Raw genomic sequence first — 25,166 nt, forward strand, 5'->3', positions numbered from 1 at the left:
ACAGAGAAGGAAGCACGTTATGAAGTTCTCAACCCTGCTCGCCACCACCTGCGCTTTCGCAAGCGTAGGGCTATCCGCACTACAGACTGCAGCTGTCGCAGCACCGCCTCCTGGAGATACCGCTACTACATGTGAGCTGTCACGCAGCGTTTCGGAAAACTACATGCGTATGCGGCAGCAGGGCGTTGAGAAAGAAACGCTGATTTCGAACATGGAGGAGCAGCTTGGCGGCGAAATCGACCCCGATTCCCGGGCGATCATCAACAGCGCTTATGAAGAGCCCATCAACACGGACGATCCTCAGAAGGCTATTTCCGATTTCGCCCAGACGCAGCATGAGAAATGTGTGGAGACCAATGCCGGCACCTAGTCCCCGGCAGCTTGTACCCTTGGCTGGGATCTTAACAGTCTGGGTGTGATGAGCTATATGAACGGTGACAAGTTCGGAGTCCACAGCCCGCACAAACCAGCTCCCCTCTTTGAAAAAGTGGGGCTAGGGGAGATTTCGAGTTCAAGCTATTCACGCCAGCTAAGGCGCCGCGTGAACATCATAGGTCCATGCAGCCCGGCTTCCCTGACACAGCGATTAAGTTATTGATTCCATTGTGATAGAGTACCGCCTTTCCGGTGCTTCGCGCGTTGTTGATTCCCTTTGAAATCAGAGAGTTGCAGTTTCGAAGCATTGATAAAATCCCCCTTTGCGTCATTCGGCGCGTCCATGCAGCAACCCCAAGGTTGCCGGCGATCGTTTGCCGGAGGAACTGCATCAGGCGAAGTCGGTTGGCAATTATCATCATGTGGCCTTGCGTAGGGGCCACCACTGAGAAGGAACGGCACATGCCTGTTATTACTCTTCCCGACGGCAGTCAGCGCAGCTTTGATCACCCGGTTTCGGTTGCCGAGGTCGCTCAATCCATTGGTGCCGGTCTTGCCAAGGCCACACTGGCTGGCAAGATCGACGGCCGCCTGGTCGACGCCTGTGACCTCATCGAGCAGGACGCTTCTCTCGAGATCATTACGCCGAAAAACGAGGAAGGGCTGGAGATCATTCGCCACTCCTGTGCTCACCTTGTGGGGCATGCGGTCAAGCAGTTGTATCCGACCGCCAGGATGGTCATCGGTCCGGTCATCGATGAAGGCTTTTATTACGATATTGCCTTCGAGCGTCCTTTTACGCCTGAGGATATGGCGGCGATCGAAACGCGGATGCGCGAGCTGATCAATACCGAATACGACGTCATCAAAAAGGTTACGCCGCGCGACCAGGTGATTGAAGTGTTCGAGTCCCGCGGGGAGGAGTACAAGCTGCGTCTGGTTGAGGACATGCCGGACGAGCAGGCGATGGGTCTGTACTACCACGAAGAATATGTCGACATGTGCCGCGGTCCGCACGTACCCAATACGCGCTTTCTGAAAGCTTTCAAGTTGACGCGTATTTCTGGCGCCTACTGGCGCGGTGACGCCAAGAACGAACAGCTCCAGCGTATTTACGGCACTGCCTGGGCAGACAAGAAGCAGCTTGCGGCCTATATCCAGAGAATGGAAGAAGCCGAAAAACGCGACCATCGCAAGATCGGCAAGCGTCTGGGCTTGTTCCATACCCAGGAAGAAGCACCGGGCATGGTGTTTTGGCACCCGAATGGCTGGACTGTTTATCAGGTCCTTGAGCAGTACATGCGACAGGTACAGCGTGGGGCTTCCTATAAGGAAATCCGCACGCCGCAAGTGGTTGACCGCGTCCTCTGGGAGCGCTCCGGTCACTGGGAACATTACTCGGCGGCGATGTTTACCACTGAGTCCGAAAGTCGCGACTACGCGATCAAGCCGATGAACTGCCCGTGCCATATCCAGGTCTTCAATCAGGGCCTGAAAAGCTACCGCGAGCTGCCATTACGCCTTGCAGAATTTGGCTCCTGTCACCGTAACGAGCCTTCGGGTTCGCTACACGGCCTGATGCGCGTGCGTGGTTTTACCCAGGATGACGCTCACATCTTCTGTACCGATGAGCAGGTGAAAGCCGAAGCCGCTGACTTCATCGCGCTGACACTCCAGGTGTACCGCGACTTCGGTTTCGATGATGTCGAGCTGAAGCTGTCTACCCGCCCGGAAAGCCGTGTCGGTGATGATGCGCTGTGGGATCAGGCTGAAAAAGGCCTGGAAGATGCCTTGAACGAAGCAGGTCTGGACTGGGAGCTGCAGCCAGGCGAGGGCGCGTTCTACGGTCCGAAGATCGAATTCTCCCTGCGTGATTGCATCGGCCGTGTCTGGCAGTGCGGTACCTTGCAGCTTGATTTCATGCTTCCGGGCCGGCTGGGCGCGCAGTATGTAGCTGAAGATGGCTCGCGCAAAACGCCGGTCATGTTGCACCGTGCAATTCTGGGTTCTTTCGAGCGTTTTATCGGCATTCTCATTGAACATTACGCAGGCGATTTTCCGGCATGGCTGGCTCCGACTCAGGCTGCGGTTCTGAATATCACCGATAATCAGGCTGAATTCTGCTCCGAAGTGGAGAAAAAGCTGAATGAAATGGGATATCGGGCCGTAGCGGACTTGAGAAACGAGAAGATCGGCTTTAAAATCCGGGAGCATACTTTGCACAAGACTCCTTACCTGCTGGTAGTAGGCGATAGGGAAGTCGAATCGCACACTGTGGCCGTGCGCACGCGGGAGGGTAAAGATCTGGGTTCCATGACTGTTGCCGAGTTCTCCGAGTTCCTGTCCCGTGCCGTTGCACAGCGAGGCCGCCCGAATTCGGAGCTATAAAGATTAAACGCGAGATGAGACAAGACAAAAGAGCCGCACAACGCCCGCCGATCAACGAAAACATCACGGCGCGCGAAGTGCGCCTGATTGGCGCAGAAGGTGAACAAATCGGTATCGTGTCCATTCAGGAAGCCATGGCCGCCGCAGAGGAGGTCAAGCTCGACCTGGTTGAAATCTCCCCCGACGCAGAGCCGCCAGTTTGTCGACTCATGGATTACGGCAAGCACATCTTTGAGAAGAAGAAACAGCAGGCTGTTGCACGGAAGAATCAGAAGCAGATTCAGATCAAAGAAATCAAATTTCGTCCAGGGACGGAAGAGGGAGACTATAAGGTCAAGTTGAAAAACCTGATACGTTTCCTGAGTGACGGGGATAAAGCCAAGGTTTCATTGCGATTCCGCGGCCGCGAAATGGCCCATCAGGAGCTGGGGATGGAACTGTTGAAACGGGTCGAACAGGACCTGCTTGAATACGGTACCGTCGAACAGCACCCGAAAATGGAAGGTCGTCAGCTGATGATGGTCATCGCTCCCAAGAAGAAAAAGTAATCTCCAGGGCAACGCCAGGCCTTGCGATTATCTTTATTAACGCTCTAAGCGGAGAAACGAACATGGCAAAGATGAAAACCAAAAGTGGTGCTGCGAAGCGCTTCAAGAAGACCGGAAGCGGCCTCAAGCACAAGCACGCATTCAAGAGCCACATCCTGACCAAGATGAGCACGAAGCGTAAGCGTCAGCTGCGTGGCACATCTCAGCTCAACGCTGCTGATGTCCAGAAAGTTGAACGCATGTTGCGTCTCCGTTAAGTCTAAGGTTAGAGGATCTAAAGAATGGCTCGTGTTAAGCGTGGTGTAATGGCGCGTAAGCGTCACAAGAAAATTCTGAAACTCGCCAAAGGCTACTACGGTGCGCGTTCACGCGTATTCCGTGTTGCCAAGCAGGCGGTCATCAAGGCTGGTCAGTATGCCTATCGTGACCGCAAGCAGCGCAAGCGTCAGTTTCGTGCTCTGTGGATTGCCCGTATCAATGCCGGCGCTCGTCAGAATGGCATGTCCTATAGCCGTCTGATTGCTGGCCTGAAGAAGGCTTCCGTAGAAATCGACCGCAAGGTTCTGGCCGATCTGGCTGTGAACGAAAAAGCGGCGTTTACCGCGATTGTCGAAAAAGCAAAGGCTAGCCTGGCTTAAGCCCTCGTTACGACAATCACCGGAGCCTGGCTCCGGTTGGCAACGTCATTAATAGGGGAAGAGCCTCATCGCTCTTCCCCTATTTTTGTTTCTGGAGTGTGTGAATGGAAAACCTAGACGCCCTGGTCTCCCAAGCCTTGGAGGCTGTTCAGCAAGCCGCTGACGTCAATACGCTGGAACAGATCCGCGTGCAGTATCTTGGCAAGAAGGGCGAGCTCACTCAGGTCATGAAGACGCTGGGCAATATTCCCGCAGAAGAGCGCCCGAAGGTTGGCGCCATGGTCAACGAAGCCAAGGAACGGGTGCAAAGCGAACTGAATGCACGCAAGACCGACATGGAAGCCGCGGCGTTGAATGCGCGTCTGGCTGCTGAACGTGTCGATGTCACGCTGCCGGGCCGTGGCCAGGTTAGCGGCGGTCTGCATCCGGTTACTCGTACAATGGAACGGATCGAAGAGATTTTTGCCCACGTCGGTTATACCGTCGAGGAAGGCCCCGAAGTCGAAGACGACTATCATAACTTCGAGGCGCTCAACATACCCGGTCATCACCCGGCTCGGGCAATGCACGACACCTTTTATTTCAACGCTAATACCTTGCTGCGTACCCATACCTCGCCGGTACAGATACGCACCATGGAAACCCGCAAGCCACCGATCCGGATCGTTTGTCCGGGCCGTGTCTATCGCTGCGACTCGGATCAGACGCATTCGCCTATGTTCCATCAGGTGGAAGGGTTGCTGATTGATGAGGGCGTGAGTTTTGCTGACCTCAAAGGCACTATCGTGCAGTTCCTGCGCGAATTCTTCGAGGCCGATCTGGAGGTGCGTTTCCGGCCGTCATTCTTTCCCTTCACCGAGCCGTCGGCCGAGGTCGATATTCGCCGTGTAGTGATGAAAAACGGCGAAGAGAGGGCCGATTGGCTCGAAGTGCTTGGTTGCGGCATGGTGCATCCGAATGTTCTGCGGATGTCGGGTATCGATCCTGAGAAATACCAGGGCTTCGCCTTCGGCATGGGTGTAGAGCGCCTGGCAATGCTGCGCTATGGGGTGGGTGATCTGCGGATCTTCTTTGATAACGATCTGCGTTTCCTCGAGCAGTTTCGCTGATAGCCGCCACCCAAACTCTTTGAAAGCAGGAATAGATAATGAAATTCAGTGAACAGTGGTTGCGTACCTGGGTTAATCCGCAGGTTAGCCGCGACGAACTGGTAGCCCGCCTGTCGATGGCCGGGCTTGAAGTCGACAGCGTAACGCCAGCCGCCGGCGAATTCAGCGGTGTTGTGGTGGGCGAGATCATCAGCGCCGAACAGCATCCGGACGCCGATAAGCTGCGTGTGTGCAGCGTTAGCAGCGGCAATGAGCAGTTCCAGGTGGTGTGCGGTGCGCCCAACGCGCGCCCCGGCATCAAGATTCCGTTCGCCATGGTCGGCGCCAAACTGGGTGTAGACTTCAAGATCAAAAAGGCCAAGCTGCGTGGCGTCGAATCCCACGGCATGCTCTGTTCTGCGGCTGAACTGAATCTGTCCGATGATCACGATGGATTGTACGAACTGCCCGCTGACGCAACGGTCGGCCAGGACCTGCGCGAATATCTGGGGTTGGACGACGCGATTATCGAAGTCGATTTGACACCGAACCGCGGTGATTGCCTGTCCATTGCAGGTTTGGCTCGTGAAGTTGCCGCCAACTATGGCGAGCAGGTGAGCCGCCCGCAGGTCGAAGCGATCGCCCCTGTACACGACGAAACCCGCCCCGTAGAGCTGCTCGCAAGCGAGGCATGCCCGCGCTATCTGGGCCGCGTAGTGCGCAATGTCGACCTGTCGCGTCCGAGCCCGTTATGGATGGTTGAGCGTCTGCGTCGCAGCGACATTCGCAGCATCGATGCAGTCGTGGATATCACCAACTATGTCATGCTCGAGCTGGGCCAGCCGCTGCATGCCTTCGACCTGGCAGAAATTCGCGGCGGCATCCGGGTTCGCATGGCAGATGAGGGCGAGAAGCTTGTGCTGCTCGACGGCCAGGAGATTGCACTGCGCGCCGACACGCTGGTTATCGCTGACCACGAACGGCCACTGGCTATGGCCGGCATCATGGGTGGTGAGCACAGCGGCGTCGGTGAGACAACCACTGATCTATTCCTTGAAAGTGCGTTCTTCGACACCATCGCTATCGCCGGCAAGGCACGCGGGTATGGTCTGCATACCGATTCATCGCATCGTTTCGAACGCGGCGTTGACTGGCGCTTGCAGCGTGAAGCCATCGAGCGCGCCACCGCGTTGATCCTTGAGATTGTCGGCGGTGAGCCGGGTCCGATTGTCGAAGCCGTAAATGAAAATGCCCTGCCCAAGCTCAGCCAGATCACACTGCGCAATGAACGCATCACGCAGATGCTGGGTATGGAGCTGCCTGCGGACGATGTCGAGTCCTACCTGGGTGGTCTGGGTCTCGGCGTCAAAGCCAGCGGAACCGGTGAGTGGCAGGTTGACGTCCCCAGTTATCGCTTCGATATCTCGATCGAGGTTGATCTGATCGAAGAGCTGGCGCGCCTGTACGGCTATAACCGTTTGCCTGCTACCGCACCCACTGCCTCACTGAACCTGGCAGCCAAGTCGGAATCCAGAGGCGAGCTGCCAGCGTTGCGTCGTCTGCTGGTCGCGCGCGGCTATCACGAAGCCATCACTTACAGCTTCATCGAGCCGGGCCTGAACAAGCTGTTTGACCCTGAGATTGAACCTCTTGCGCTGGCCAACCCGATTTCGGCTGATATGGCAGTAATGCGTACATCGCTGTGGCCAGGCCTTTGCAAAGCTGTGGAATACAACCTCAACCGTCAGCAGTCGCGCGTGCGTCTGTTTGAAAGTGGTCAACGCTTCCTGCCCCAGACCGATGGTTCACTGTTACAGCAGCCAGTGCTTGCCGGTATCGCCTGTGGCGCTCGGCAGCCTGAAGGCTGGGCCAACGGTAATGACAAACTGGATTTTCATGACGTCAAAGGTGATGTCGAGTCGATTCTGGGACAGGGCGGCTGCGGTTCGGCCTTTCGATTCGAGCCAGCGGAGCATCCAGCTTTGCACCCGGGTCAGACTGCGAAGATTACCCGTGATGGCCAAACGGTCGGTTGGCTGGGTGCTCTGCATCCATTGTTGGTTGATGAGCTTGATCTGCACGCCCCGGTCTTTGTCTTCGAACTGGAGCTCGCCGGTATCAGCGAAGGACGTTTGCCGGTCTTCGCCGAGCTATCGCGCTTTCCAGAGGTGCGCCGGGATATTGCACTGCTGGTCGATAAGGCTGTGGCGGCGGATGATTTGCTCAACAGGATCCGCGAAGTGGCCGGTCAGCACCTGAAAAACCTCAGACTGTTTGACGTTTACGAAGGTAAGGGCATTGATCCTCATAGCAAAAGCCTGGCCATTGGCTTGACGTTACAACATTCATCGCGCACTCTTACCGATGATGAGGTGAACGCTGTCATGGACGAGGTGCTCGAGTCCCTGGAGCAAGGAATCAACGCCACACTAAGGAAATAGCCTATGACGGCTCTGACAAAAGCGGAAATGGCAGAACGTCTTCACGAAGAACTTGGCTTCAACAAGCGTGAAGCCAAGGAACTGGTGGAGCTGTTTTTCGAAGAGATTCGCAACGCTCTTGAGAGCAACGAGCAGGTCAAACTGTCCGGATTCGGTAATTTTGACCTGCGCGACAAGCGTCAGAGACCTGGGCGAAACCCGAAAACAGGTGAAGAGATTCCTATAACTGCCCGTCGTGTGGTGACTTTTCGCCCGGGGCAAAAACTCAAGGCCCGAGTAGAAGCTTATGCTGGAACCCAGCCATAACCAGGAACTGCCAGCCATACCTGGTAAACGCTACTTCACCATTGGCGAAGTGAGCGAGCTTTGCGAAGTCAAACCGCACGTACTGCGGTACTGGGAACAGGAATTTCCGCAGCTCTCTCCGGTCAAGCGTCGGGGTAACCGTCGTTATTACCAGCGGCAGGACGTTCTGATGATTCGACAGATCCGTGCTTTGCTGTACGACCAGGGCTTCACTATCGGCGGCGCCCGCCAGCGCCTGTCCGGTGAAGAGGCCAAGGAAGACGTCACGCACTACAAGCAACTCATCCGCCAGACGATTTCAGAACTGGAAGAGGTGCTGCAGGTGCTCAAGACGCCGTAACATCGGTGGCTACCTGAAGATGAAAAAAACCTTTCTCATTTCAGGTAGTTATTGTATGATGCGACCCGCTTCGACAGACAACGTCGAAGCATCGTCGGGGCGTAGCGCAGCCTGGTAGCGCACTTGCATGGGGTGCAAGGGGTCGAGTGTTCGAATCACTCCGTCCCGACCAATATTGAACAGAAAGGCCGGTCAGAAATGATCGGCCTTTTTTGTTTTCTGATTATGTTCTCTCCGAGTTCGCATTGTCTGCGCCGGCTTCGCAGGCGCGATCCCCGAAAGCGTACTCGTCATCCTGAAGCGTTATCGCTGCCTTCGCTAGTTCAGCTCAGTGGCGCGCCGGAGGCTTCTGGCAATGAACCTCAGCGCGCCAATATCGCTGCGTTCCGTCGGTCAATAGAAGCCGCTTTTTCCCTGAAATTGCTGGTGTTGAACTGGAAATTGATTTGGCGAGCAGGTTCGTCGGCTGCATACTGGCGGCTCAAGGCAACGTCGCCTTAGTGGGGTTCAGCCCCTTGCGAGAGGTATAGGAATGGTAAAAGCGCGCCCGATTGTCTCGTCTGGTAATACCGGGCTGGACTCAGTTCTTAACGGTGGATTGCCATGCAATCGGCTTTACCTTCTGGAGGGGACGCCCGGCTCGGGTAAGACAACGCTGGGCCTTCAGTTTCTGCTTGCAGGCGTGGCCGCAGGGGAGTCGGTTCTGTATATCACGCTCTCTGAGACTGCCGAAGAGCTGGAGAGTGTCGCTCACTCGCACGGTTGGTCGCTGGATGGGATCAATCTATTCGAGTTTGCGTCTACCGCGGAAGTGCTGGGTGAGAGCTACGAGCAATCGATTCTGCATCCCTGGGAAGCCGAACTGGGTAACACCATCAAGCTGATCCAGGACCGCGTGGACGCGTTGCAACCCAAAAGGCTTGTCTTCGACAGTCTCTCCGAGATGCGGCTGCTCGCGCAGGATCCGTTGCGCTATCGGCGCCAGGTGCTTGCGCTGAAGCAGTACTTCGCGGGCCGCGATATTACCGTACTGTTATTGGACGATATGGTCGGCTCAGGCGGCGAATGTGATAACCATCTGCACAGTCTGTGTCATGGGGTGATTACCCTGGCGCGACTCACTTTGGATTTTGGCGCCGCAAGGCGGCGATTACAGGTCCAGAAACTCCGCGGCGTCGATTTTGTTGCGGGCTACCATGATTTCGAAATCCGCAAGGGCGGGCTCGAGGTATATCCCCGCCTGATAGCCTCCAGTCATCATGTCCAGTTCACCGGCGAAGCGGCAAAAAGCGGCATCGATGAACTGGACGATTTGCTCGCCGGCGGGCCGCTGAGAGGTACGAGCACGTTGATCACTGGCCCGGCGGGCGCGGGCAAGACCACATTGGCGTTGGTGTATCTTGCGGCCGCCTGTAGCCGGGGCGAGAGATGCGCGATCTATCAGTTCGACGAGCGGGTTGCTACGCTGATCAGTCGAGCGGACAGCATGGGGTTGGGGTTCAGCCAGTATATTGCGGACGGTCTATTGTTAATCCAGCAGATTAATCCTGCGGCAATTTCTCCTGGTGAGTTCGCTTGGCGGGTGCGCACCGAAGTGGAGGAACGAGGCTGCAGAATGATTGTGGTTGATAGCCTCAACGGATACATGGCTGCGATGCCGCAGGAAAAACAGCTGGTCCTGCAGATGCATGAGCTGCTGTCGTATCTGAGTCAACTGGGCGTAGTGACCTTTCTGATCAATCCCCAGCATGGGCTCGTCGGGTCGATGGCTAGCAATCTGAATATTTCCTACGTGTCTGATTTGGTGATCCTGATTCGTTTCTTCGAAGCACAGGGGCGATTGCGCAAAGCGGTCTCGGTGTTGAAGCATCGCGGCGGTGCACACGAGGACGCTATTCGTGAGCTCCGGATCGATTCCAAAGGCGTGCGGGTTGGCGAGCCGCTGGTAAATTTCCGCGGTGTGTTAACCGGTACGCCAGAGTATTTCGGAGCAGATCGGCCCCTTATGGAAGAACGCCAGCGTGATGACTGAGCGACAGTCTGGAAACAGGACATTATCGATCGTTGCGCCGTTCAAGGCTGACACCCTGAGTTTGAGCAAACTGTTCGGCGAGAAATATTCCGTTTCGGTTCACCAGAACCTTACCGAGCTGTCTTCGGCGTTAGGCGCCGAGACGGGCCTGGTCATTCTGACTGAAGAAGCGCTTCTGGGGAGCGTTGCAGCGCTTGACGAGGCGTTGAGTGAGCAACCGAGCTGGTCAGATATTCCGATCATTCTGCTGGCGTCGAACAATGGTCGGTCCGGGCGTGACACAGAAATAGCGCGCCGGCGGTTGCCGGCCTCGGCAGGCTACGTAATCGTGCTCGAACGTCCCCTCAGCTCCGCGTCACTGATCAGCGCAGTTGACGCCGCATGGGGTTCGCGCGAACGCCAGTTTGATATGCGCGACCGACTTGCCGAACTGGCTGAAGAACGAGGTCGTCTGCAGATTCTCTTGGAGAACGTACCGGTTGGTATTTGCTTCATGGATGCTGCAGGCCGCGCAATAATCAGCAACCCGCTGTTTCGGGAGTATCTTCCGGAGGGCGTTATTCCCTCCCGGGAACCCGATATCGCTGCACGTTGGGTCGCCTCTGACGCGGCGGGCAGACAGCTCGAACCGAACATGTATCCCGGCGCCAGGGCGCTGAGAGGCGAGCCTGTCAACGGAATCGATTTCTGCCATTTGCGTGATGATGATCGCGAGTCCTGGATGCGAGTCAGCGCTGTACCCCTGTACGACGACGCTAGGGAGATTATCGGTGCCGCGTCGGTCATCCTCGATATAAGCGAGGAGAAACAGGCAGAACTGTCGTTGAGACGCTTTAACGAAGAATTGGAAGTTCAGGTGCAGGCACGCACCCGGGAATTGAATGCCGCAATAGAGCGCCTGCGCACCGAAAGCGACGAAAGAGCACGCGCCGAAGAACAGCTCAGGCATTCGCTGAAAATGGAAGCAGTAGGCCAATTGACCGGTGGGATCGCGCACGATTTCAACAACATGCTGACTGGCGTCATCAGCGCGCTGGATCTGATCAAGATGCGTATTGCTAAGGGGAAGGTTGATGATGTCGCTCGGTTCATGGAAGCCGCGCGTACATCCGCCCAGCGGGCCGCAGGTCTGACCCAGCGCTTGCTGGCCTTTTCCCGGCGGCAGCCGTTGGATGCCAAACCATTGTCGATCAACCAGCTTGTTGCCGCCCTCAAGGACCTGCTTCAACGAACAGTCTCGGAGCGAATATCGCTGAGTCTTGATCTGTGCAGCGAAGACCCCTGGATATGCGCAGACGCCAACCAGCTTGAAAACGCTATCCTGAATCTGGTGATCAATGCACGTGACGCCATGCCCCATGGCGGTGATCTGTCAGTTCGTACCCGGCTCCTGAATAGCGCGGATGCTCCAGATGCGGTTGTTGCGTCGTCGCTGGGACAAGTCTGCATCGATGTCGAGGATACGGGCTATGGCATTCCAGAAAATATGCTCGACAAGGTTATGGAGCCGTTCTTTACCACCAAACCCATAGGGCAGGGCACCGGGCTCGGACTATCGATGGTTTACGGATTCGCCAAGCAAAGTGACGGGCGGCTGAGCATCCGTAGTGTGCCGGATGCTGGCACGACTGTTTCTATTTATCTGCCCGAGCATTCCAGGGTCGCGTCCGCCAGCCGGGTTGTGCCTGAGTCTGCGGCGTCCGGGCGGGGACAGTCGATCCTGCTTGTGGAGGATGATGATTCGGTGCGCCTGATCAACCAGGAAGTCCTGGAAGAACTCGGCTATCAGGTATGTGTAGCCTGTGATGCGGAAGAAGCGCTACGACGCTTTCATACGCTCGAGAAGGTTGATCTCCTGGTCACGGATGTCGGATTGCCCGGTATGAATGGCCGCCAGCTGGCTGAGGTGATCCAGCAGTTACAGCCGCGGTTACCCGTGTTGTTTCTGACGGGCTACGCGGAAAGCGCGATGGCCCAGGGCGACTTCCTTGGCGCGCACATGCAGCTATTGACCAAGCCTTTGACGCTGGATGTGCTGGCAAGCCGGGTGGCGAGCATGCTTGCCAGTGACACGATCACTAGCGAAATCGAGCTGTAGTGCTGCGGTCAACCCGCCCGGTAATTGCGGGCGGGTAATGCCTCGTCTTGTCAGTTTTACCGATCACGCTTAGGACGCTTAGTAGGATAGAAACCCTTAGCTTCTTCCGGGCGATTGGAACAACACTCTGCCCAAAGATCTTGCTTTGGCAAGTTGGCGTTCTGGTCCGGCGTAGCGGCTGGTTAGCGCTTGCCGTTCGGCTTTCCGCAAAGCAACCCCTGTCGTTGCCAGCCAATGGAATCGTTACTGCCAGCGCGAAATGGAGCGCCGGACATCAACATGCTCGTGGCAGATCAGGTCAAGCAGTACCTCTGCGGCACCGTCGCTTGCTTGAGCTCAATCAGGGCGGCTCTGTTAATGCTTTGCCGCGGCTTGGCTATCAGATTCATTGAGTTACAATGCCGGCGCGCCCGAAGGCGCGCATGTACGTGCGCATCGAGCGCCTCCTGACACCCACGATGTAGACACATGACGAAACCACATTCAGATCTAAAATACCGAGCCGATATTGACGGCTTGCGGGCCGTCGCCGTATTGGCTGTCGTACTTTTTCACGCCTTCCCCGTGCTCTTGCCTGGCGGGTTCATTGGTGTCGATATCTTCTTCGTCATTTCTGGGTATCTGATTTCAACCATCGTCTTCAAGGCGCTGCAGAGAGAACGATTCAGCTACGCAGATTTCTACGCGCGCCGGATACGGCGTATCTTCCCGCCGCTGATCCTCATGATTGCCACCACGCTTGTGCTTGGGTGGCATGCGTTATTGCCTGTCGAGTATGCGCAACTGGCCAAGCATTCGCTTGGTGGTTTCGGTTTTGTCGCGAACATTCTGCTGTGGCAGGAGAGCGGGTACTTTGATACGGCTGCGGAATTCAAGCCGTTGTTGCATCTGTGGTCGCTCGGTGTCGAGGAGCAGTTTTACCTGTTCTGGCCGGTGCTTGCGGTAGTCGCGTGGCGACTCAAGTGTGTGGGCTGGTTTCTTGCAATCTCGATTGCAGGCTCGTTTTTGATCAACGTGCTTACAGTGGCGTCGAGCCCTGCTGCGGCGTACTTTCTGTTACCTGCGAGGGCGTGGGAGCTGCTCGCCGGCGCAGCACTGGCCTGGGTCCAGTTTCGGCACCCGGCGCGGTTACAGGTTTCGTCGCATAGTGCCTTATTGCTGGCAGCGTTGGGCATCACTCTTATCAGCGCGGGCTTGGCGCTTATTGACCAACACAACGCATTCCCGGGTTGGTGGGCGCTTTTGCCTGTGGGCGGTGCCGTCAGTCTGATCGCAGCCGGACCCGCTAATCCGATCAACCGCTACCTGCTATCCAACAGGGTAATGGTTAGCGTCGGGCTAATCAGCTTTGCTCTGTATCTTTGGCACTGGCCTCTGTTGTCGCTGCTTCGCATCGTCAAGGGTACAGATGTCACCGCCTCTATGGTCGTTAGTGCAGTGGCAATAGCATTCTTGCTGTCCTGGCTCAGTTATCGCTTTATCGAAACACCCGTCCGGTCGCGTAAAGGATGGGTGCCGGTGGCCAGTCTTGTCACGCTATGCGTTGTGCTTATGGGGGCGTCTTCCAATATCTTTGTACGTGACGGTTTGAGCTTCCGGCTGAAAGACGCGCAGACAAAGATCGAATCGCGTGCGCTTGAGTGGCCCGATAGTCTGAACCGCGGCGATGAGTGTAAGGGAATGCTCTCCGACGATATCGATCTGGACTGCCTTGTCGCTGACCCCGATCGGCGACCGACTGCAATCATTCTTGGCGATAGCCACGCCAATCACTATTACTGGGGGATGGCGGAACAGCTAGCGCCGCTCGGAGTGAATCTGATGCAACTGGCAGAGGGCGGGTGTATGCCGTTGTACGGCGTCGCTGTCAGCGATGAAGGCGTGCTTGATGACTGCCGGCAGCCCATGGGTGCGGCGCTCGATCACGCAATCTCGGACGACGCGATCGAGACTATCTTTCTCGGTGGACGATGGATGAGTTACATCTCCGGTCGGGAGCTCAAGGATGGACCGGATTATGTGTCCGATGAAACCCTGCAGCTTCCCGATGACCCAGAGGCACAGGGGCTGGATCGTGAAGCTGTATTCAGCAAAGCCATGAGCGCTACGCTGGACCGGCTGGTCGCATCGGGTAAACAGGTTGTGTTCATGCATGCAGTGCCCGAACTGCCGTTCCACACTCGCGAGTGCATCAGCTGGAGCCCCAACCGCTTCGTCAGCCGCGTTCCAAGGACCACCTGCGCGGTTGATTACGACGTGATTCGCGAGAGGGCTGAGGAGTACCGGCCTTTACTGAACGGGCTACTGTCCCGATATCCGACTCTGCGTATATTTGATCCCACGCCTTTGCTATGCGATCGCACGCAGTGCACTGCGCGGGCGGACGGGATCCTGCTTTACCGCGATGACGATCATCTCTCGCTGGATGGGACACGCTGGCTCGGTAAAGAGGGTGCCGAAGAGCTTAAGGCTGTCTTGGCAGAGCACGCTACTGAGAGTCTTTCTGCCGCGCGCTGAGCCTAATATGTCTCAAGCAGTGGCCTCATAGTGGCATTCCGGCCGCTATCAGCGCACAATTCGCGTCAACAGAATTGCAGTTTGGAGTCTTTACCATGCAGGGCCATCAGGATGTCATTAGCTGTCTCATCGAGTTGCTGCGTGGGGAGCTCGGCGCACGCGATCAGTATTTTCTGCACTCGCGTCTGTATGAGGACATGGGGTACAGCAAGCTGTACGAGCGTATCAATCATGAGATGGAAGAGGAAACCGAACACGCCGATGCGATTCTGAAGCGCATCCTGTTTCTTCAGGGCAAGCCGGATATGACGCCGACGGCGATCCACCCGGGCTTTACCGTTCCCGACATGCTGGCTGCTGATCTCAGGTTGGAATACGAGGTACGGGCCAATCTCGTCAACGCGATCGCTCTGTGTGAGAAGCATCGCGACTACGGCACTCGCGATATTCTCATAGTCCAGCTCAAGGATACCGAAGAAGACCATGCCTACTGGCTTGAGCAGCAGTTGCGGTTGATCAAGTTGATTGGCCTGGAAAACTATCTACAGGCGCAGATGTAAGTCATCGGGCCTGTGCCATTCGGCATTGGGCTGGGCGGCGAGCACCGTACAGCCCGATGTTCTTCAATGTGAATCTCCCATCCTGTCCAGCGCTGCAATGCGCCGCGCTTCGTTTTCGTTGAATAGCCGGTCTCGTAGGCGAGCAAGTGTTGCGTCACGCTCCTCCTCACTTAGCCGATCGGCCTCCAGCATTGCGTCACGTTCGCGTTGATAGTCCTTAACACGTTCAGCCCAGTCAGCTCTGACCTGATCGAGTTCGGCGAGGCGCTGCGCCGCTTCATATCCCACCTGCTGTTCACGCATCTGCTGGATGGCGTTCAGGGAGGCTCCCGCTGAGCGAAGGCTTGCGGTTTCCTGATGCAAGCGGGTGACGGCTGTAGCCTGACGCCGTGATTCCTGTAGGTGCGGGGGCAGGTTTTCTTCGAGTTCTGCGTACAGCGCTTCGCGTTCGGCCTGGTTGAGTTGAGTGTCGGTGGCGATACGTCTCTGCGCCAGGATTATCTGCTCCAGTGCTTCCTCATCACCGAAGAATGCAGCAGCCAGCGTTGTACCCAGCAGGCTGCGCCGCAGGCCGAACAGTACGTCAAAGGTGCGCTCCAGATCCTCCGCTTCGTAGCTGTTCAGCTCGACCAGCTCGGCCTCCCGCAGGTATTCGACGTATTGATCAAATGCCTGCAGCGCTTGTTCGCGGGGTGGCGGCTCAATAGCTGCCGATTGCATGTGTTGGTTCAGTGCTTCGCGCGCTGCGTGTATACGTTCCGACGATCCCGCCATTCCAAGGAAGTGGTCGAACAGATGCCGCAGTTGCAGGTTGTATTGCAGGCCGCCGTCTGGATACAAGGTAATGCCATTGATCACGTCGACACCTTCGAGCAACGCTGCGCCAGGAAGCGCATCAGGCGAGGGTGTTAGCTGCTTATGAGCGAGGGGAGGGACGTCAGCCGCCTGCGTATTGTCCGGTGCGGAGGGTCTTGTTGTCTCCGTCCCGGATAGCTTCCAGCTTCCCACAGCCACAACCAGGGCGACAGCGCTGGCCGCAGTCAGCGTCAGAATGATTCTGTTGCTCATGATTGAATCTCCGAGAAGGGCACCGTTGCCGGTGCCCGGCATTTCAAAGACCTGCGTTGCGCAGACGGTTTGCGTGCTGACGCCAAACGGTCAGCGGATGCGGTAAGCTCAGCCCGACCAGTCCCGCAACCTGGTTATTCACATCCAGGTGGTTCATCGGGTAATTGACGCTGATAATCTGCCCGAGCTTCTGACTGCACACAGAAACCACACCGTCGCTGGGCTCACCGAACCACTGGCCAGTGACCAGCAGCATGCTGTCGGTGAGATCCAGCGCATTGGTCAGCAATCGATCTCCGCCCCAGGAGTAATAACGCACTCCGTCAACCTCATGGGCACCGTCATCAGCGCAGTAGCGGGAGGGCACTCCAGCGGGAAAGTCGCGATTGAATACCAGTGCGCCCGCCGTGGACATTTGCCTCGCGGCAGCTTGTGCGTCCTGCTTGTAACCGCCACCTGACAACGCATCGATGATCGAAGAAAACGCGTTGACCAAAGCCATGGTTGCGCGGCTGGAACCCAGCACGTCAGCCATGGCGCTACCCCAGTTAACGCCGCCCGCAGAGGTTACCGAGGCGACCAGTTCCGGACGAACACCGGCAACATAGCGCGCGGTCATGGAGCCGTGACTATGACCGATCAGGTTGACCTTTTCCGCGCCAGTGACGGCGAGAATGTCTTCAACTTGTTCGAGCAGCTGCTCGCCACGGGTTTCTGTGCTATTGGAAGCTGCGACCTGAACTACGTGCACTGACGCGCCATAGCGCTCGAGCGTCTCGGGTATTCCATTGAAATACTGGATAAGAGGACCGATGTTGTCGTAACCCGCCAGACCATGAACCAGTACCAGGGGATAGCGTGTTTCGGTGTAACCCCGGGATTCTGTCTGCGCTGTTGCCGGAAGGGACGTCACCGCCGCCAGAGTGAGCGCGACCAGTCCAGGTACCAACCCGGTTTTTGTTTTCGCTTGCATTGGATGTCTCCTGCTGAGGCTCCGGCGCGTGCGGAAGGAGCCATGCAGTCTCCTCCAAGTCGGGCGAAGCATTATTGTTGTGATCTACGACCAGAACTGCAGATATAGGCCGAGCGCCTTGTTCTACGCGGTTGTAGTCTTCAGGCAGAACAGGCGCCGGAGTCGATAATTGACCCGATGCATTGCCAAGGATTGTATGCACTTGCGCTGAACAATGGATTCGGTCATGGCAATGCGGGGAATGAGACGTGCGTCACATACATCAGGGGTTGAGCGCGCTGGACCCACAAGACATTCGCCCGTTCGGGCATCTCGCGCACATCCTGAAGGATCAGTTGTACTGGCTTGAACGCGGTCATTTGTTTACCAGCCCGTGCGTGTCTGTCGGCATCACCCAACGTTTCTACGTCATGCTCCTGATGACAGCCTGTGGGACGCCCTTTCGATTGAAGTGTGGGGAGTTTGACCAAACCGTGCAGGCGGTTGCGATCGCGCCCGGGGAATTGCGCAGTGTGCATGCGCCGGGGATCAAGTTGGTGAGCGTGCATCTGAATCCTCTGCACGACGCCTTTCCGGCTTTTGCATCGCTGCACGCGAGCGGACCGCTGCCGCTGGACCGTGACGCTTTTGTACATCTGGACGCGACGATGGATGCGGCCTACCTTGGCGAACTTTCTGCTGAAACGGCAACACAATTGCATGACGAAATGGCTTCGATTGCTGCGCAATTGATGCCGGCAGCCAAGAAGCTGGATGCCCGGATCAACAGCGCCATGGTCATGCTCAGAGAGGAGGGCGATATTGCCCTGGATGAGCTGAGCAGCCGGCTTGGCCTTTCATACCATTGGATGTCCCGCCTGTTTTCGGACACGGTTGGTCTGCCGCTGCGGACCTACTGTCACTGGCTCAAGCTCCACCGCGCGACGCAGCTACTACTGAATTCCCCTGCCTTGGTTGAACAGGTGCACCGTCATGGTTACCTGGGAGCCGGAGGCGGGCCTACGGTGTCACTGACCGAACTGGCACATGACGCAGGTTTTACCGACTCCGCGCATATGGCGCATACCATCAGCGAATTATGCGGCGGGCCACTCTCACACTTCCTGTTCAGCGGTAATGTGCGCTTGCATCTGCCTGGCAAGCCGTGCAGTGCGATCAATAATGTGAATGGCTATTCATAGTCCAGGCGCCTGAGTCTCGTCCGCGGCTTTAGTTGTCTCGCGCACCGCCATTTCAGACTTGCGGCCAGGGCTGCAAGCTCGCACTGAAGCCACGGCACGACCATCAATGCGTGAGCCGAACGCCAGCCAAATAAAATTACCACCGAGCCATTATCGCTGACCGTCTCCCTTGCACCCCATGCCTCATCTTTAGACACCCCCACAATCGTACGGATTCCAGCCCTGGCGAGCACACAAAGCGCACCTATTCTCTCTATCGAGTTGCCGTGGCCGAGCCGTAGGCGGGGAGCGTTTCATCCTTGCTCGCAAGCCGCGCTACTACTCTACAAAAACAATAATTGGAGGTATGTATGCACCACTTCAGGGTACCCAGGTCTACTCGTCAGGCATTGTTTGCCGTCTCCTTATTGCCATTTGTATTGCCCTTGGCAGGTTGTCTTGACGGCTCATCAGATTCTGATGACGACGAAGATGTGACCAACCGTACCGGCGTCTTTGTTGACAGTGCCGTAGCCGGGCTGGATTACAGCGGCGAAACGACCGGCGAAGGTATGACCAACCAGCGGGGAGAGTTTTCCTTCGTGGACGGGGAAATATTGACCTTTTCAATAGGCGACCTCGAGCTGGGCTCGGCGACGGGAAGCGATGTCCTGACGCCACTCAGCATCGTCGAAGGCGCAACGGCTGCCGAGGATCAGCGTGTGACCAATATGCTGGTTTTGCTGCAGTCACTGGACGCTGACGGCAATCTCAATAATGGCATCGAGCTCAGCGAGCCCATCAGGGGGGAGGTCTCGTTGAGTGCTGGCAACATTCAATTGGATCAATCTCCGGAAGACTTCAGCGCTGCGCTGGCTCCGATACTGGCCCGGCTCGAAGCCGCCGGCGTGTTTTCGGATACTGACCCGCGGCCGCGCAAGGCGGCGTCCATGGCTGACGCGCTAGAGCATTTTGCGCGTTCAACCAGCCCGCGGAAGATAGTCGAAACAACCAGCGGGCAATTGCGTGGCTTCGAGGCTGACGAATCGGCCTGGCAATTTCTCGGCGTGCCCTATGCGCAGCCACCTCTGGGCGATTTGCGCTGGAAAGCTCCGCAGCCCGTTATTGGCTGGGAGGGAGTCCGCGAGGCGGTCAGCTGGAGCGATCAGGCGGCACAAAATCCCGGCCTGGAGCGTTTCGGGGAAGGCGGTATGAGCGAAGACTCGCTATACCTGAACATTACCGCCCCGAAGGAAGCCAATGGCCTTCCGGTTATGGTCTGGTTTCATGGCGGCGGGTTTACCTCGTTAACCAGTAACACCAAGCCGTTTAACAATCCCTTGGCTGTCGCCAGCAAGGGTGTGGTTCAGGTGTCAGTCAATCAGCGGCTCGGGCCATTTGGGTATATCGCGCACCCGGAACTCAGCGCCGAAAGCGGTTACGGCGGGTCCGGCAATTACGGACAGATGGACCTGATCATGGCGCTGGAGTGGGTGCAGGATAATATCGCTGCATTTGGAGGCGATCCATCCAACGTGACGATTTTCGGAGAGTCCGGAGGAGGGCGCAAGGTGCTTTCGCTGATGGCGTCGCCTAAGGCTGCCGGCTTGTTTCATAAGGCGATCAGCCAGAGCGGCACACTGATACCCGACACTCGCAGTCTGGATGCGGCAGAAGCCATTGGCACTCGATTACAAACCCAGCTGGACGCAGCGTCGCTGGAGGAAATGCGCTCTCGCAGTTGGCTGGAAGTGGTTGAAGCTGCGGCAAATCTTATTCCTTATACCAACGTTGATAATCACTACCTGCCGACCAGCGAGCGTGTCAGCTTCGAGACTGACATGGATAATGATGTTCCCTTCATGTTCACCATCAATACGAACGACACGCCGGATCCTACCAATACGGTGATAGAGGTATTCCCGTGGATGGCCCCGCTCAACAGTGAACCAACCTACGCCACGCTGTTCTCTCATCAACCGGCTGGCTGGAAGGCGCGCGGGGTGCAGGCCTATCACGGAGCGGAACTGGCCTATATGTTCAACATGCCTGAAAGCGTGATTACTCATTATCTGCTTGGTCTGGTTATAGACCCGGCGACGGGCGAGTCATTGGTGATTGGAGATCTCAACGGTAATGGTGTGCCGGGATCGAAAGGCGACCCTGCGGATATCTTTGCGTCAGCCGGATTTGACGAAACGGATGCCCAGGTTATCGACCGGATGCTCACCATCTGGACGAATTTTGCCAAGACGGGTAATCCGGGCATTCCGGGCGAGTTGGATTTTCCGGAGTATGACGCCCAGACCCAGCAGTATGTCGAGCTGAGCGATGCAGCCGAGGTGAAGTCCGGTATCGGCGAGGTGTTTGCAGACTGATCGTTAAGACCGAGCGTTAGATCCTGGAGGGCGCACTGTTTCCCTGGACGGGCAGGTGGTGCGCTCTCCCGGCTCGCGTTTCGTAAGCGCAGCCATACCGGCGCTTGAATGTTAGTTAACAGCCCAGCCATCTTCGCAGAGTGCGAGTAGCCGCCGACGTCTCGGCAGGTATTCTTCAAAGGTCGCATCAAATGCCTCTTGGCCGCTATCAAGCCCAAGCCTCGAAGCAATGCTGTGGAGTCTGTGTTTCTCCGATTCGGACGATTGCTCTGATGAGTCGCCAGCCCGGCTGAATTGAACGAAGTTGTCGATGCTGCTGCGCAATTCCTTGGTGATGCCTTTGAGCGTCCCGGAGTCGTCAAGGCTGAGAAGAAACACTGTGTCAGCAAGCAGTAGTATCCCCGTGCTGAATACCGTCACTTACTGATCACAAAGGGTTACGCCAGCAATCAGGGTGGCCAATAAAACGAGTGCGATTTCCACAGTTACCTGTCTTATAAGGGGCTCTTTTTGTGACTACACGGGCGGCACTGCGTTCGGTATGTTGTGTACCGGAGCTTGTTCCCGATTAAAGCCCGCTGCTCACCGGAATTGAACCTGCTTCGCTCGAGTCCTGTCCCAAGCTATGTGTCAGTTACTGGCCCCCTTCCCGAAAGAGGAGTATCTCAATGACCAACAGCATGTATGAAGCTTGTATTCAGGCGTGCCTGAAGTGCGCGGTTGCCTGTGACACCTGCGCTGCGTCCTGCCTGCGTGAAGACGACGTGAAGATGATGGCGCGGTGTATCCAGACCGATATGGACTGTGCTGACGTCTGCCGTACTGCAGCAGCGCTCATGGCACGGGATAGCGAATTTGCGAAGGCTTTCTGCAGGGTTTGCGCGCAGGTATGCCGCGCCTGTGGCGAGGAGTGCAGGAAGCACGAGGCGGATCATTGCCAGCGCTGCGCTGACGCCTGCATGGCGTGCGCAGAGGAGTGTGAGCGCATGGCGGCATAGGCGCGCTCGATAAGGCGAAACAGCCCGGGCCGGCTGTTTCGCCTGTATGTCACATTGTTTCCCGGTATGTTTCCCGGATGTTCCAACTGAGACGGCCCCGAATTGCAGGGTTCACAGATGAGTCATAAATCTCGGTACTCGTACCGGGGTAACGGAACGGATCGAAGCAACTGAGCGTCACAAGCGCATCGTTCGATATTTTTCGGCGCCGAAAGTTGATTCTCTGAGAGCCGCTCTGTTATGAAGAACCTCCGTTTTTGTCTCGCTTTTTCCTGTCATGAACACCTGGCTGGATGATGCGCAGCCGTACCGAGCACTTTATCGGGTTGGAATGGCTGCGGTTTTCGCTGGGCTTGTACATTGTCATATTTCATACTCTGCACAATTACCCTGAGCAGAAACTTCCGCTGATCAAGCAGCTCAGCGGGGTGGGGTTCTTTGCCACCAGTACCTTCTTCGTTCTGTCCGGATTTCTGCTGGCGCATGTGTATTGTCGTAACGGTCAATTGCGCGAGCCGGCCGGGAGTTTCCTCTTCAAGCGTTTCGCCAATCTGTATCCGTTGCATCTGTTCTCATTGGCGCTGACGGTCATCGTGATCTTTGTTATCAGCCATCTAGCGATACCGCCTGACGATCTCAAAGCCAGTGTGCGTTTCGTGGTGTATGACACTAACGAAGACCTGGCTGGCGCTTCGCGTAGCGTGCTCGAGCATTGGATGAGCGATACAGAGCTGCTGATCAATTCGGCATTGCAGTTACTGATGCTGCAGGCCTGGAATCCTTATTACCTGACGTTCAATCCGCCGCTGTGGTCGATATCCGCGCTGTTTTTCTTCTATATAACGTTCCCGTTTCTTGCGCCGCGATTGATGACTCTGAAAAACAGGTATTTGTGGCTCGCAGTGCTCACGTTGCTGTACCTGGTGCCACCGGCCTGGGTGATATATCAGCAGGAACTGGGAATGCCCTATACCGGTATGCTGCATCGGATGCCGCTGTTGCGCTTGCCCGAATTCCTTGCCGGCATTGTGTTGTACAGCCTGTTTCGTCAGATGCAGGATGCAGGACGCACGCCGGGACTGAAGGGCAAAGCGACACTGGGGGTTTTTGTGCTGTGCAGCTTTCTCGGTGCTGCCAGGTTGGTGCAGGGTGAACAGTTCTGGTACTTCTTGCTCCACAATGGCCTCATGCTGCCCGCGCAGCTTGCGCTGATCTACCTTTGCGCCCTGGTGGCCGCGCCGGATAGCGACTGGCTTAGAACCTGGTCTCAACGTCTGGGTACAGCTTCGCTGCCTTTGTTTGTCTTGCATGTACCGGCATTCACGCTGTTTTCCCGTTCAGAAAAAATACTCAGCGTTGCCTCTCATGACTGCTTCAGCGATTGGCCGGCGTGTGCCGTGGCGGCGGGAAACCAGATGCTTTCGATTGGATACTATCCGCTGTTTCTGGCGCTGACCGTATTGCTTTGTCTGCGTGTGCAGGAGCGGGCGGTCGTGCCGGTTCGGCAATATCTGGTTGCGAAATACCAGGCGACCGGCAGCCCGGTACCGGTGAACGAAAGCAAATCATCCGCATCTTAGTCAGCGCCGGACTCATAGCTCGGGTCGGCTTTATTTTCCACAGTTGGGGGACAACCGTGATGCTCTTACGCACCAAGGTTGCTGTGCGCAGCAGACCTTTTTCCTATTTATTCTGGCTGGCTTCGGCCTCGCTGTTTGTTCCTTTCGAGGTCTACGCGTTTTCTCTGGATGAGGTTGCCGCTGAAGCCAGAGCATTGGTAAATGAACCCTATGTCGAGCCGGTAAGCAACTTGCCACCTGAATTCAGCGAGATGGAGTTTGCGGATTACCAGAAAATGCAACCCAAGCCTGAAAAGTTCGAATGGAGGGAGCAGGACACACCATTCAAGCTTGCTTTTTATCATCAGGGGATGCATTTCAACACGCCGGTAAGGATCAACGAGATCGTTGGCTCGCGTGTTGAGGAAATCAAATACGATCCGGAAAGCTTCGACTTCGGCGATATGCGTTTCGACAGGCAGACCACCAGCCAGCTCGGCTACGCAGGCGTGCGGATCCTTTATCCGATCAACGAGAAAGGCAAGGAGGATGAAGTGATGAGCATTCTCGGTGCCAGTTATTTCCGAGTTATCGGCAAAGGCCATATCTATGGTCTGTCCGGTCGCGGCCTGGCAATTGACACTGCGCTGCCCAGTGGTGAGGAGTTCCCGGCTTTCCGCGAGCTGTGGATTGAACGACCCAAGCCCGAAGACACTCACTTGGTGTTTTATGCGCTGATGGATTCTCCAAGTGCTACGGGCGCCTATAAATTCACGCTGAAGACCGGCAGCGATGCAGTGGTCGATGTGGAGTCGAAGGTGTTCATGCGGGGCTCAGTCGCCAAGCTGGGCATCGCGCCGCTAACCAGCATGTTCCTGTTTGGCCCGAACCAGCCTTCACCCACCGCAAACTTCCGTCCCGCCATTCATGATTCAAATGGTCTGGCCATTCATACAGGCGACGACGAGTGGTTATGGCGTCCGCTGAATAATCCCAAGCAGGTTTCCGTCAGTACTTTTCAGGTAGAGAACCCACGGGGTTTTGGTCTGTTGCAGCGTGGCCGTGATTTTTCAGACTATGAAGATCTTGATGATCGCTACGATCTGCGACCCAGCACCTGGATAGAGCCCGTGGGTGACTGGGGCAAAGGCAAGGTCGAGCTTGTGGAAATCCCGACGGCGGACGAAACCAACGACAACATTGTGTCCTTCTGGACGCCTGATGAAATGCCGGAAAAAGGACAGCCGCTGGAGTTTGCCTACCGGATGCGCTGGACGACCAACGAGCCTGCGCTACTGGACGACAATATCGCCTGGGTCCAGCAGACTTTGCGCACGCCTGGAGAGATCAAACAGAGCAACCTTATCCGTCATCTGGATGGGAGCACCGGCATGCTGATCGATTTCGAAGGGCCGGTGCTGACCAAATTGCCAGGCGACGCGGAGGTCATGCCGCAGGTAAGCGTTGATGAAAATGCCGAAGTGCTGGAAACCCTTTTGCAACGCAACCCGGTGACGGAAGGGTGGCGCATGACGTTGCGGTTGAAAGTGAAGGATCCGCAGCGGCCTGTAGAGATGCGCGCGGCCCTGGTGAACGGCAGCAAAATATTGACTGAGACCTGGAGCTATCAGTTGCCGCCCAGTACATGATTGTGAACTGCGCCCAGGAGGGCATCGACGCAGGCCGGTGCCCTATGGTT

Annotated in this window: 20 protein-coding genes and 1 tRNA gene; 19 read left to right on the forward strand and 2 right to left on the reverse strand. The window is 56.5% G+C overall.

Annotation, left to right across the window (positions count from 1 at the left end):
- The first annotated feature begins 19 nt into the window (after window positions 1–19).
- The 14 genes from HG264_RS04385 to bfr all read left to right on the forward strand — a co-directional run bounded on the left by HG264_RS04385 (window position 20) and on the right by bfr (window position 15,331).
- On the forward strand, window positions 20–370 hold the full coding sequence (locus HG264_RS04385) for a hypothetical protein (RefSeq protein ID WP_169406517.1): 351 nt from the start codon (window positions 20–22) through the stop codon (window positions 368–370).
- A 467-nt stretch (window positions 371–837) separates the two neighbouring features.
- Window positions 838–2,763, forward strand: a complete 1,926-nt coding sequence (gene thrS / locus HG264_RS04390) for a threonine--tRNA ligase (RefSeq protein WP_169406518.1) — start codon at window positions 838–840, stop codon at window positions 2,761–2,763.
- On the forward strand, window positions 2,760–3,311 hold the full coding sequence (gene infC, locus HG264_RS04395) for a translation initiation factor IF-3 (RefSeq protein ID WP_178102828.1): 552 nt from the start codon (window positions 2,760–2,762) through the stop codon (window positions 3,309–3,311). Before thrS ends, infC begins: the two co-directional genes overlap by 4 nt.
- A 62-nt stretch (window positions 3,312–3,373) precedes the next feature.
- A complete protein-coding gene (rpmI, locus tag HG264_RS04400) occupies window positions 3,374–3,568 on the forward strand; it encodes a 50S ribosomal protein L35 (protein WP_169406520.1) in 195 nt (64 codons plus the stop codon).
- Between the two features lie 24 nt (window positions 3,569–3,592).
- Window positions 3,593–3,949 carry a 50S ribosomal protein L20 gene (rplT, locus tag HG264_RS04405; protein ID WP_036992253.1) on the forward strand — a complete coding sequence of 119 codons (357 nt, stop codon included), beginning with the start codon at window positions 3,593–3,595 and terminating at the stop codon, window positions 3,947–3,949.
- 104 nt (window positions 3,950–4,053) lie between these two features.
- Window positions 4,054–5,058 carry a phenylalanine--tRNA ligase subunit alpha gene (gene pheS / locus HG264_RS04410; protein ID WP_169406521.1) on the forward strand — a complete coding sequence of 335 codons (1,005 nt, stop codon included), beginning with the start codon at window positions 4,054–4,056 and terminating at the stop codon, window positions 5,056–5,058.
- Between the two features lie 38 nt (window positions 5,059–5,096).
- The gene (gene pheT / locus HG264_RS04415) at window positions 5,097–7,478 is read left to right on the forward strand and encodes a phenylalanine--tRNA ligase subunit beta (RefSeq protein ID WP_169406522.1); all 2,382 of its coding nucleotides are present in this window, start codon (window positions 5,097–5,099) and stop codon (window positions 7,476–7,478) included.
- A 3-nt stretch (window positions 7,479–7,481) separates the two neighbouring features.
- Complete coding sequence (gene ihfA, locus HG264_RS04420; protein ID WP_169406523.1) at window positions 7,482–7,784, forward strand: integration host factor subunit alpha; 303 nt, start codon at window positions 7,482–7,484, stop codon at window positions 7,782–7,784.
- Window positions 7,765–8,124: a MerR family transcriptional regulator gene (locus HG264_RS04425; RefSeq protein WP_169406524.1), complete on the forward strand. Its 360-nt coding sequence runs from the start codon at window positions 7,765–7,767 to the stop codon at window positions 8,122–8,124. The genes ihfA and HG264_RS04425 overlap by 20 nt, the downstream gene beginning before the upstream one ends.
- Window positions 8,125–8,219: 95 nt before the next feature.
- Window positions 8,220–8,296 (forward strand) — tRNA-Pro (locus HG264_RS04430).
- A gap of 360 nt (window positions 8,297–8,656) precedes the next feature.
- On the forward strand, window positions 8,657–10,156 hold the full coding sequence (locus HG264_RS04435; RefSeq protein ID WP_169406525.1) for an ATPase domain-containing protein: 1,500 nt from the start codon (window positions 8,657–8,659) through the stop codon (window positions 10,154–10,156).
- Entirely contained in the window at window positions 10,149–12,254 is a 2,106-nt protein-coding gene (locus HG264_RS04440) for a PAS domain-containing sensor histidine kinase (RefSeq protein WP_256663773.1), read from the forward strand. Before HG264_RS04435 ends, HG264_RS04440 begins: the two co-directional genes overlap by 8 nt.
- Before the next feature lie 468 nt (window positions 12,255–12,722).
- Window positions 12,723–14,771 (forward strand): acyltransferase family protein, encoded by a 2,049-nt coding sequence (locus tag HG264_RS04445; protein ID WP_169406527.1) that lies wholly within the window; start codon window positions 12,723–12,725, stop codon window positions 14,769–14,771.
- Window positions 14,772–14,866: 95 nt separating this feature from the next.
- Window positions 14,867–15,331, forward strand: coding sequence for a bacterioferritin (gene bfr, locus HG264_RS04450; protein WP_169406528.1), 465 nt, complete (start codon window positions 14,867–14,869; stop codon window positions 15,329–15,331).
- A gap of 63 nt (window positions 15,332–15,394) precedes the next feature.
- On the opposite strand, the gene HG264_RS04455 is transcribed toward bfr, so the two are convergent.
- A complete protein-coding gene (locus tag HG264_RS04455; RefSeq protein ID WP_169406529.1) occupies window positions 15,395–16,399 on the reverse strand; it encodes a lipase secretion chaperone in 1,005 nt (334 codons plus the stop codon).
- Between the two features lie 43 nt (window positions 16,400–16,442).
- Window positions 16,443–17,372 carry a triacylglycerol lipase gene (locus HG264_RS04460; protein WP_169406530.1) on the reverse strand — a complete coding sequence of 310 codons (930 nt, stop codon included), beginning with the start codon at window positions 17,370–17,372 and terminating at the stop codon, window positions 16,443–16,445.
- A 248-nt stretch (window positions 17,373–17,620) separates the two neighbouring features.
- Here HG264_RS04460 and HG264_RS04465 point away from each other — a divergent pair, with 248 nt between their 5' ends.
- The 5 genes from HG264_RS04465 (at window position 17,621) to HG264_RS04485 (ending at window position 25,116) form a co-directional block, all read left to right on the forward strand.
- Window positions 17,621–18,553, forward strand: coding sequence for an AraC family transcriptional regulator (locus HG264_RS04465; RefSeq protein ID WP_169406531.1), 933 nt, complete (start codon window positions 17,621–17,623; stop codon window positions 18,551–18,553).
- 350 nt (window positions 18,554–18,903) lie between these two features.
- The gene (locus HG264_RS04470; RefSeq protein WP_169406532.1) at window positions 18,904–20,910 is read left to right on the forward strand and encodes a carboxylesterase/lipase family protein; all 2,007 of its coding nucleotides are present in this window, start codon (window positions 18,904–18,906) and stop codon (window positions 20,908–20,910) included.
- Between the two features lie 668 nt (window positions 20,911–21,578).
- Window positions 21,579–21,908 (forward strand): four-helix bundle copper-binding protein, encoded by a 330-nt coding sequence (locus HG264_RS04475; RefSeq protein ID WP_169406533.1) that lies wholly within the window; start codon window positions 21,579–21,581, stop codon window positions 21,906–21,908.
- Window positions 21,909–22,201: 293 nt separating this feature from the next.
- Complete coding sequence (locus HG264_RS04480) at window positions 22,202–23,488, forward strand: acyltransferase (RefSeq protein ID WP_169406534.1); 1,287 nt, start codon at window positions 22,202–22,204, stop codon at window positions 23,486–23,488.
- Between the two features lie 59 nt (window positions 23,489–23,547).
- Complete coding sequence (locus HG264_RS04485) at window positions 23,548–25,116, forward strand: glucan biosynthesis protein G (protein ID WP_169406535.1); 1,569 nt, start codon at window positions 23,548–23,550, stop codon at window positions 25,114–25,116.
- Window positions 25,117–25,166 lie beyond the last annotated feature (50 nt).

The sequence above is a fragment of the Pseudomonas sp. gcc21 genome, assembly GCF_012844345.1.
In the GTDB taxonomy this organism is placed as follows: domain Bacteria; phylum Pseudomonadota; class Gammaproteobacteria; order Pseudomonadales; family Pseudomonadaceae; genus Halopseudomonas.